At 69.3% G+C, this 9,359-nt stretch carries 11 protein-coding genes and 1 tRNA gene; 9 read left to right on the top strand and 3 right to left on the bottom strand.

The window, feature by feature from the left end; translation table 11 throughout:
* Positions 1-1,021: 1,021 nt before the first annotated feature.
* Positions 1,022-1,330, bottom strand: coding sequence for a hypothetical protein (locus tag PWG71_RS28545; protein WP_274813178.1), 309 nt, complete (start codon positions 1,328-1,330; stop codon positions 1,022-1,024).
* A gap of 294 nt (positions 1,331-1,624) precedes the next feature.
* Here PWG71_RS28545 and PWG71_RS28540 point away from each other — a divergent pair, with 294 nt between their 5' ends.
* The 3 genes from PWG71_RS28540 to PWG71_RS28530 all read left to right on the top strand — a co-directional run bounded on the left by PWG71_RS28540 (position 1,625) and on the right by PWG71_RS28530 (position 2,940).
* Positions 1,625-2,449, top strand: coding sequence for a helix-turn-helix domain-containing protein (locus tag PWG71_RS28540; protein WP_274813177.1), 825 nt, complete (start codon positions 1,625-1,627; stop codon positions 2,447-2,449).
* Positions 2,450-2,548: 99 nt separating this feature from the next.
* On the top strand, positions 2,549-2,671 hold the full coding sequence (locus PWG71_RS28535; RefSeq protein ID WP_218619584.1) for a DLW-39 family protein: 123 nt from the start codon (positions 2,549-2,551) through the stop codon (positions 2,669-2,671).
* A 196-nt stretch (positions 2,672-2,867) separates the two neighbouring features.
* A tRNA-Ala gene (locus PWG71_RS28530) sits at positions 2,868-2,940 on the top strand.
* Positions 2,941-3,060: 120 nt separating this feature from the next.
* Here PWG71_RS28530 and PWG71_RS28525 read toward each other — a convergent pair.
* Both PWG71_RS28525 and PWG71_RS28520 read right to left on the bottom strand, forming a co-directional pair.
* Positions 3,061-4,239: a tyrosine-type recombinase/integrase gene (locus PWG71_RS28525; protein ID WP_274813176.1), complete on the bottom strand. Its 1,179-nt coding sequence runs from the start codon at positions 4,237-4,239 to the stop codon at positions 3,061-3,063.
* Positions 4,236-4,838: a helix-turn-helix domain-containing protein gene (locus tag PWG71_RS28520; RefSeq protein WP_274813175.1), complete on the bottom strand. Its 603-nt coding sequence runs from the start codon at positions 4,836-4,838 to the stop codon at positions 4,236-4,238. The genes PWG71_RS28525 and PWG71_RS28520 overlap by 4 nt, the downstream gene beginning before the upstream one ends.
* A 149-nt stretch (positions 4,839-4,987) precedes the next feature.
* Here PWG71_RS28520 and PWG71_RS28515 point away from each other — a divergent pair, with 149 nt between their 5' ends.
* The 6 genes from PWG71_RS28515 (at position 4,988) to PWG71_RS28490 (ending at position 9,173) form a co-directional block, all read left to right on the top strand.
* A complete protein-coding gene (locus PWG71_RS28515; protein WP_274813174.1) occupies positions 4,988-5,179 on the top strand; it encodes a helix-turn-helix transcriptional regulator in 192 nt (63 codons plus the stop codon).
* 86 nt (positions 5,180-5,265) lie between these two features.
* A complete protein-coding gene (locus PWG71_RS28510; RefSeq protein ID WP_274813173.1) occupies positions 5,266-5,661 on the top strand; it encodes a hypothetical protein in 396 nt (131 codons plus the stop codon).
* On the top strand, positions 5,658-7,730 hold the full coding sequence (locus PWG71_RS28505) for an AAA family ATPase (protein ID WP_274813172.1): 2,073 nt from the start codon (positions 5,658-5,660) through the stop codon (positions 7,728-7,730). Before PWG71_RS28510 ends, PWG71_RS28505 begins: the two co-directional genes overlap by 4 nt.
* Positions 7,727-8,047, top strand: coding sequence for a hypothetical protein (locus PWG71_RS28500; RefSeq protein WP_274813171.1), 321 nt, complete (start codon positions 7,727-7,729; stop codon positions 8,045-8,047). The genes PWG71_RS28505 and PWG71_RS28500 overlap by 4 nt, the downstream gene beginning before the upstream one ends.
* A gap of 155 nt (positions 8,048-8,202) precedes the next feature.
* Positions 8,203-8,706 (top strand): helix-turn-helix domain-containing protein, encoded by a 504-nt coding sequence (locus PWG71_RS28495; RefSeq protein WP_274813170.1) that lies wholly within the window; start codon positions 8,203-8,205, stop codon positions 8,704-8,706.
* A 56-nt stretch (positions 8,707-8,762) separates the two neighbouring features.
* Positions 8,763-9,173: a hypothetical protein gene (locus tag PWG71_RS28490; protein WP_274813169.1), complete on the top strand. Its 411-nt coding sequence runs from the start codon at positions 8,763-8,765 to the stop codon at positions 9,171-9,173.
* Positions 9,174-9,359 lie beyond the last annotated feature (186 nt).

Raw genomic sequence — 9,359 nt, 5'->3', positions numbered from 1 at the left:
CCTGTGGTGGGGTGGGAGAGTAGGTTGCCGCCACGGTTTTTTTTCGGGTTGAGAGCCTTCCGTCCTCTTTTTTTTGGGGGTGGGGGGCTTTCCCTGTGTGTGGGGTTGGTGTGTGGGGGGGGTCGCCGTGGGCGGCCCCCCTCTTTTTTTGTGTGTGGGGTGGTGTGGGGTGGGGGGGCTTTTTTCGTGTTCGGCTGGGTCGTGGTGGTCGGGCGGGGGTTCGCGCTCTAGGTCCGGGGCCGACCACCGGGGTCGAAGGGAAGCAGCAACTCCCCCGGGGTCGTGCGGGAGCGGACGCCCTACGACCGCGGCCGGGGCCGAAGGAGAACGGCAACCCTTGGCCTCAGCCAGGAGCCCAGGCCCAGGCCCAAGGGAAAGGGAAACAGGAACCCCCAGAGCCGGGCCGAGAGCCCACGCCCCACGCCCATGCCCCTGGCCCCCAGTCCCAAGGGCAACGGAACCCCCGGGGCCGGGCGAGAGCCCACGCCCGACCACCGAGGCCCAAGCCGGAGGAGACCAGTACCCCCCGAGGCCGTGCGGGAGCGTCGGTCTCCGGTCGGGGCGGTACCTCCAGGCTCAAGGGAAAGCCAACCCACGGCCACCACGAGACCGCCCTCACGGTCGGGGGCGAGTCGAAAGCGCCTCAAGGCCCGGCGGACGTATGCTCTACCGTCATCGGCGGGAGCGCGGCCGAGACGGGCGCGAGGGCTGTTTCGCGGGCATGGCCTGGGGATCGGGCTCTCCCGGTGGTCGTGGGCGCTCTGAGAGCGCGGGCGACGGTCGGGGGACCCGCGTGTTGTGGGGGGAGGGGGTGAGGCTGTTGTCGGTCAGTCCTCGTCGGCTTCCGGAACCTCGATGAGCTGCCGCAGCAGCGTTACGAAGTCCTCGTCGCTCATCGCCGACCAGTCCACGTGCTCGTTCATGCTTGCGGTTTCCCCCGTCCCGGGCACCGATAAGCCTGCGGTAAGTGAATTGGTGTGAGAAGTCTGGGTTAACTACGCATAGAGCCAGGTCGGACGGATCAGACGCGGCGCTGGAGCGCGCTTCGGCATTCCGGGCAGCGGCATCGCTTGTTGTAACCCGTGACGGTCCCGTGGGGCAGGGACGGGTCGCGCTGTGCGATCAGGGTGGAGTCGAGCTGTTCGCCGAACGGCTTGAGGATCCGAGCGGTGGAGAACACCTGTCGCGGGCTGATCTCCAGCTCCGAGGCGGCCTCGTCGATGTGCTTCCCCATGCGGAGTTTCGCGATGAGGCGGGAACGGGTGCTCGGTGGCATCTCCGCTTCGGCGTTCGCGATCAACTGCTCGACGTCGTCGATGGGGTGGCTCATGGGTTTCCTCTACGTGTGCGGGCGAGCCCGCCTGGGCGGGCATCTCCTGCATCGTACGCGCTTTCCTTCACCGGGTATCGAGGTGCGTCCCCCAGGTCCCGGTGATGACACTTCCGGTGACCCGTGGTGCTCGTGGGATTCACTTGCCGGGAAGCGTTGATCGATGGGATCGGGGGACTTTCCTCCCTAATGCATCGAATCGGCGGCTGTTTTCTAGAAACTCATTGCTAGATGCTAGATGCCGTGTTTCGCTGGTCACATACCCTCGACACTCTCCGTCATTGGAACGGTGCCATGACCAGTCCCACGGTCCGCCGCCGGCGGTTGTCCGCCGAGCTTCGTCGTCGCCGCGTTCAGGCGGGGTTGACCCTCAGCGATGTCGCCGAGGAGTTGGAGTGGTCGCCGGCGAAGCTGGGGCATATCGAGACGGGTATCCGTAAATGGCCCTCGGTCATGGAGATCTCCGCCCTGCTGCGTCTGTACGGGGTCACCGGCGGGCAGCGGGAGGCGATCCTGACCCTGGTGCGGGAATCGCGGTTGCGGCCGTGGTGGACCGAGTACGAGGACGTCCTCTCCTCCGCCTACGTGGGCAACGAGGCGGGCGCGGTGGCCCTCCAGGTGTACGCGGGCATCCTCGTCCCGGACCTCCTCCAGGTGCCCGACTACACGGCGACCGTGGGGCGCGCCCTGGGCCACGGGGAGGACGCGGTGGAGCGGATGGTCGCCGCCCACCTCAAGCGCCAGGAGGTCCTGGAACAGGTCCAGTACCACGCGATCGTCGAGGAGGACGCCCTTCAACGGATCTCCGGTGACCGGGAGCTCCTGCGGGCGCAGACGACCCGGATCATCGAGGTGGCCTCCGGGTCGGATCGGGTGTCGGTGCAGTTGCTGCCGACCTCCGCCGGTCCGCATCCGGGGATCGCGGGTCCGTTCACGGTGTTGGAGTTCGACGAGGGCGAGGCCGCCCTGGCGTACGTGGACGCGACACAGGGAGGGGTGATCGTCGAGGCCGAGGAGGCGGTGGCATCCTGCAAGAGGGTCTGGTCGGAACTGACCCGGATCGCCCTCTCCCCGGAGACCACTCTCGGGATCCTGCGGCGGATGGCGCTCCTCACCTGACGGCTTGCTAGTCTGCTAGGTGACAACCTCATAAAGTTCTCTGTGGAGCCCTCTTGTGGGGGCTTCGGACGAACCGGATTCAACGAAAGGGTCCAGACAGTGAAGAAGATCATCGTGCTGGCGCTGGTGGCCCTCGGGGCTTTCGCCATCTACCGCAAGATCCAGGCGGACCGTGCCGAGCTCGACCTGTGGACCGAGGCCACGGCGGCCGGCGAGAACTGAGCCGGTACGGCGCGGCGCGCGCCGTCCGATGCCAGTGCGCGACACGAAGGCGTGGGTGGGCGGGTGCTCCCGTGGTGCGGCCCACGGCTTTGTGCTGTTGAATCCCTGAGTCATGGCTCCTCGGCCGTGGGCGTCGGGGGCGCGCCCTGGTGAGGGTATGCTCTGCGTAGCGACCGGGCCTGGTGCCGGGGTGCGAGGGGCCATAGCTCAGCTGGCAGAGCGCCGGTTTTGCATACCGGAGGTCAGGGGTTCGACTCCCCTTGGCTCCACACGGGAAAACAGCAGTTCAGACGTAGTAGACGGGGGCTCCTTCGGGGGTCCCCGTTCTCTGTTTCCGGCCCCCGGTACGCATTTGGTACGGGTGGCACACAAGTTGGTACAGAACACGGTCACCTCTTCGGCGTCTGCTTCGCCTTCCGGAGAGCGGCCGCCCGCGCGGTGCTCGTGCGCGTGGCCACCTCGTCGAGGCGGTCGGGGAACAGGTGCCCGTAGTGGTCGAGCGTCATCGTCGCCGTCTTGTGCCCCAACATGGTCTGCACGACCTTCACGTCCGCGCCGGCCGCGATGGCGAGGGACGCCGCGGTGTGCCGGAGCTTGTGCGCCGTGATGCCGCGGTCGGCAAGGCCCGCGGCGACCACGGCGGGATCGAACACCCGGCGCCGGAAGTTGTCGTACCGCAGCATGCCGCCCTCCGGAGCGGTGAACACCCAGGCGTCCGGCGCCCGGTCCTTCACTAGCGCCCGCAACTCCCGCACGAGGAACGGCGGCACGGGCACCGATCGCTGCTCGTGCGTCTTCGGCGTGTCCACGTACACTTCGCCGCCGTCCTTGCCGAACGCCTCGACGACACGGATGCGTTTCCGCTTGAGGTCGACGTTGCGCACCCGCACCGCGGCCGCCTCGCCGTAGCGCAGGCCCGTGTAGGCCAGCACGAGGACGAACACCCGGTACTCCCCCGCCGCCTTGCCCAGCAACTCGACCTGGTGGTGGTCAAGGTAGACGTGTTCCGCAGCGGGCAGGCGGGGGAGCTTGACGTCCGTCGCCACGTTCGCGGCGACCTTGTTCGACGCCACCGCGGAGTCGAGGACCATCGACAGCACGCCGTAGATCTTGCGCACCGACGACGCACTGAGCGTGCCGCCCCGGACACCAGGGGAGTTGACCAGTTCGGCAACCCAGGTCACCACGTCGTCGCGCCGGATATCCGCCACGGCCAGCTCTCCCCACCGGGGGAGCACGTACAGGTCGAGGTGGTCGCGGTAGCCCTTCCTCGTCGACCGCTTCAAGTCGTGCTGTGCGTCGAACCAGGCTTCGGCGACGGTGGACAGCTTCACCTTGCCGTCGCGGGGGTCGCGGTACGTGCCGAGCGCGAGTTGCGTCTCAAGCTCGGTTCGCCGGTTCTGGGCCTGGGGCTCCTTGGCGAACGTCTCGGCGCGCTCCTTGCCGCGCAGGTCGTAGTAGCGGACCCGCCACCGGCCGGGCGGGGTGCGCTTCGCCTTCCGGGCCGCCGCCGCGCGGTCGCGGTAGTCGGCGTGCTTGGCCCGGTCCTCGATCCATACTCGGGTCACGTCTCACCGTTCTCTTCTGCTCGTCGTCTCGCGTCCATGACGCTGTTCTGGCTCAGGCTTGAGGTGGTGGTGCCGTCGCTTCCGTGGTCCATCTCCAGATGCCACGGTCCGTCGATGCGGTTGCTCAGGAACCGGTCGATCTCCTCGACCGGACGCTGTTCATATGGCCGGTTCTCGGAGATGAATCGGCGGAGTCGTTCAAGCCATAGCCGGTCGTCATCACCTCGAAGTTCGTTGTCCGATCCCGGCTCCCAATAGGGGTGCTCCCCGTGTGCCCAGCGCCATGCTGTGCGCCACGGCGTGCTGCGCTCAGGGAGCACAGTCACACGGCCACCTGTGCTCTGAGGGGGGGCGGGAGGCAGTAGAAGCGTCACCGGGGATACGTCGAACACCATCGCCAACGCGACCAGGTCGTCAGTGTCCACGCGGCGCTTCCCTTCTTCGATACGGGACAGACCCAGCGTGGGGATTTCACGCCCAACGGCTGTCAGCCGTCGCGAGAGCTCGGCGTAGGTGAGGCTGCGGGCTTCCCGGATGCGCTTGACGTTGTGTCGGACTGTGTCGCCGATCGGTCCGAGCGGGTTCTTCTGTGTACTCATGTCTCCCAGGATCGCATCATTTTGATGGTCCTCCCTCCACGTCCTGTTCGCTGCTTCGATCACCTTGACGCTACCGAAGGAGGTCGATACGCTTCGATCGTAGAACCTATCAAGATGATAGGTCAAGCTATCGAGAGGTATTGATCGGGATGACGGCTCAGCAGCACCTCACCCCGGCGGACTTGGCCAAGCGGTGGAAGTCCAGCACTCAGACGCTGGCCAACATGCGGTGCCGAGAGCAGGGGCCGCGCTGGATCAAGTGCGGGCGCCTCGTCCGCTACCGCCTGGCCGACATCGAGGCATACGAGGAAGCCCAGGCCCACGGCGGCGCCGCCGCATGAACCCCGCCGGCCCCACCCCACACATGCGAATGGCCGGGGCTGCCACCCCGGCCACCGCGAAACGGACTCCCATGCCTCAGGAAGTCATGACCAGCGTACGACAGCACCACCACCAGCCCCCGGCCCTCACCGGAACCGTGGTCCTCACCTGCGAACTCCGCCAGGAATACCCCGACAGCATCCTTGCCGGAATCGACGGCGCCACCGCGCCGGCCCCGCCCCGAGACCCGAACGCGGGCACCCTGCCCCCGGCCGCCCTCGACGGCATGCACGTCGTGCTCGACATCGGCGACGCCCCTGGGTTCCTCCCCGGGTGGGGGGCCGGGTGGGAGGCGTCCCTCACGGCCCGCCTCGTCCACCGGGCCGCGTCCGTCGAGGTGCGTGGCACCAACCCCCTCGGAGTCGCCCGCGTCCGCTCCGATCTCGCCCACGCTCTCGCCCACCAGGACGACGACGGCGTTCCTGTCGTGGTGATGCCGTGACCGCCCTCGACCGTGTCCGCGACGCCCTCGACGCGCATGGGCACGCACCCCACGGAGACACCCAGCTCTCCGCCCGGTGCCCCGCACACGAGGACCGGGCCCCCTCACTGTCGGTCGGTTACGACGGCGGCAAGGTCCTGGTGTCCTGCAAGGCCGGTTGCGACGTCGAGGACGTCGTCGCGGCCCTGGGCCTGCGCATGGCGGACCTGTTCGACGAGGACGTCGAACGCCGCCCGGAGTGCGACCACCGGCGCCCGTGGAAGACGTGTGACCTGGTCGCCAGCTACCACTACGCCGACGAGGCCGGGGAGGTGCTGTACACCCAGCGCCGGTACCGGTGCCGTGCGTGCGGGGCGAAGACGTTCCTGCCGCACAACCCGAAGACGAGGAAGGCCGGCCTGCCGCGTGGCGTGCGGGTGCTGTACAACCTGCCCGCCGTCGTCGAGGCCGCCCGCGCGGGTGGCACGGTCGTGGTGGTCGAGGGAGAGAAGGACGCCGACCGGCTCAACGCCATGGGGCACGTGGCGACGACGAACGTCAACGGGGCCGCGGCCCGGTGGGAGGACTCCTACACGGACGCGCTCCGCGGCGCGCACGTCGTGATCATCGCGGACAATGACGGCCCCGGCATCGGGCACGCCCGCAAGATCGCCCAGGCGCTCGACGGGGCCGCCGCGAGCGTGCGCGTGCTCCGTTCCCCGCTCGACCGCAAGGGCGCCGACGTCTCCGACCACCTCGCCCACGGGCTCACCCTCGACGACCTCGTGCCCCTCGACGAGGCGCCCGCGGAAGACCTCGACGAGGTCCCCGCCGACGACGCCCAGGACGACGAGACGACCGGCGACCCCGTCGCCGATCGCCTTGCCGCCCTGCGCGCCCTGCTGATCGACTCCGCTGGGCTCGACAACATCCCCCCGCCCGAACCCATCATCGACAGCGTCCTGTTCCGCGACAGCCTCGCGTGGCTCCACGGCAAACCGGGCCACGGCAAGAGCTTCGTCGCCCTGGACTGGGCAGGGAGCGTAGCTGTCGGCCGTGCGTGGCAGGGACACCACGTCACCCGCCCCGGGGGAGTCGTGTACCTCGTTGCCGAAGGCGTGACCGGTGTCCGCCAGCGCGTGCGCGCCTGGGAAGCCGCCGCCGGTACGCCCATGACCGGGGTCCGGTTCCTGCCCGTCGCCGTGCAGCTCCTTAGCCCCATCGACCGAGACGCCTTCGTCGCCCTGGTCGCCGAACTCCGACCCGTCCTGATCATCATCGACACTCAGGCCCGCGTCACGGTCGGCGCCGACGAGAACAGCGCCCAGGACATGGGCCGCCTCGTTGCCGCAGCCGACGCCCTACGAGAGCAGACCAGCGCGTGCGTCCTCTTGGTCCACCACGAGGCCCGCGCCGGTGACACCCTGCGGGGCTCCACCGCCCTCGAAGGCGCCGCGCACACCCTCATCCGGGCGCACAAGGACGGCCCGACTGTGCGCATCGACTGCATGAAGCAGAAGGACGCCGAACCGTTCCCGCCCCTCCTGCTGCGACTGGTCCCCCGCGGACCCGGGGCCGTCCTGGAGTCCCATTCCGGCATGGGACCGGGCAGTGACCTCTCCCCAACCGACGTGAAGTTGCTGGGGATCATGCGGGACTCATTTGGGACTACCGGCGCCACCGGAGCCCAACTTCGGGAGACCTCCGAGATACCGAAGTCGAGCTTCTACCGGGCGTTGAACACGCTGGTCGAGCGGGGTCTAGTCGTCAACACCGGCACCGACAAACGACCGTTCTACGTCCTGCCGGAAGACACCACACCGAAGACAGTCCCAACCAGTCCCACGGGAGCGCCAGAGACCAGTCCCAAGTCCCACACCCCTACAGGGGTGGGACCGGTGGGACTGAGACCTCCCAGAAGACCCCGTGCCGAGCGTGCAGCAAGCCCCAGCGCAACACCGAAGGGTCGCCCTACTGCTTCGACTGCCGCCCTCACCACGGCGCGGCCTGACCCCTTCCACGCCCCGGACCGCGCCGGGGCCGCCCCACCAACCCGAAGACCTCACACCGAACGGAGCACCACCCCGTGAGCGACCTCATCCCCTCCCACGTCGACGGCTACAAAGCCCTCTCCGTCGTCCCCGACCTCACCGAGAACCTCCCCCCGGAGATCCGCGAAGGCATCGCCCGCCGCCGCCTCGTCGCCACCGGCCACCCCTGCCCCTGCGGCGCCGCCCCCGTCCGCCTCAACCGAGCCCAACGCCGCCGCATCGCCGCCCAACGCCGCCACGGCAACACCGACGTCATCCGCGTCCCCGTCATCCACGAAGACGACTGCCCGGCCGCCGATGACGTCCTCAACGCCCTCGCCAACCGGCACGGCATCACCCTCCGGCGGTGGATGTGACCCGCCCCCACGCTGGCCGCACCCTCTCCGAAGCCACGAACGCCCACTACGGCGTGAGCAACGACGCCGCCTAACCCACCACCACACCCACTCCGGAGCCGCCCCGCACCCACCCCGCGGGGCGGCTTCCCCACACCCCGGACAGGACCCCGCACATGCCCCACAACCCCGACCCGACCCGCGCGACGATCGGTCGCCCCGCCCCTCGTGACGACGTTAGGCACCACTCCTTTAGGCACCGCCGATCGCAAGGTGAACGGTGGTCGGCCTACCTGCCCGACCAGGACGAAGCCGCTCACCTCGCCGCCACGTTCGGAGCGACCCTGCGCCGCCTGCGCACCGACCGGGGCCTGTCCGTCCGAGGGTTGGCCAGCCGGGCGATGGTCGCCCACACCACCGTTCTCCGCCTCGAAGCTGGGCTGAGGCGCCCCCGCCCGGTGATCATCGAGGCGTTGGCGAACGCCCTCGACCCCCACGACCCCGAACCGGCCCGTGAGGCGCTCACACGCGCGGCCGGGGGCTCGCTGCGCCCCGACACAGAGAGGGGTGTGAGAGCGCACCACAGGCGTGTGTGGAAGGTCGTGGAAGAGCGCGGGCTCATGGGTGCGCTCGTGCGGCACGTGGCCGTCTTGGTGGCCGCTGGAGAGGGGGACCGGTGAGCCGTGGAGAGGACTTCTGGAAGCGCTTTGAGGCGGCACAGGAGGTGGGCGTCCGGATGCGCGCACAGGATCGGTTGCGGCGCCTGCGGTGCGGGAAGACACCTCCGCTCACCACGGAGGAACTGGCTGAGTGGCGCGTCAACGTCGACGACCCGGCGCCGACCCTGCGGAAGATCACCTATGACACCCGACCGAAGGCCGGGCGGGTGGTGGCCACCCCGGGGCCGCGGGAGGGGGAACTCCTGTGGTGGGTCGACCGTGTGCTGTACACCGACGACCCCGACGTGATCCGGTGGTGCGCGCTCAAGCGGACCACGGTCGAGGATGCCCCCGGCGGGGTCCCGGCCGCGCACGTCGCCCAGGTCGAGGCGGAGCAGCGGCGCCGCGCCGCCCGACGTGAGGCCCGGAAGCGGAAGAAGGCCGCCAGCGAAGACGCCGACGGCCGAACCTCAACAGACGGTTGGTAGGCGTAGAACAGGGCCGCCGGGATCTCCCAACACCGGCGGCCCTGCTGTTGCCCGGCACCCCTTGCGGCCGGGCTGCGGCGCCTTCCCTCCCCAGGTGTCGGCCGGGATGGGGCACCGCGTCTCGGTGCCCGCACGCCCGGGAGAGAGGTCCCGGACGTGCGGGGGTATCAGTCGCCGATCGCCCAT

It is taken from the genome of Nocardiopsis sp. N85, from assembly GCF_028882275.1.
In the GTDB taxonomy this organism is placed as follows: Bacteria; Actinomycetota; Actinomycetes; order Streptosporangiales; family Streptosporangiaceae; genus Nocardiopsis; species Nocardiopsis lambiniae.
Note: the sequence above shows the minus strand (reverse complement) of the source record. Positions and strands in the feature narration are given on the sequence as shown.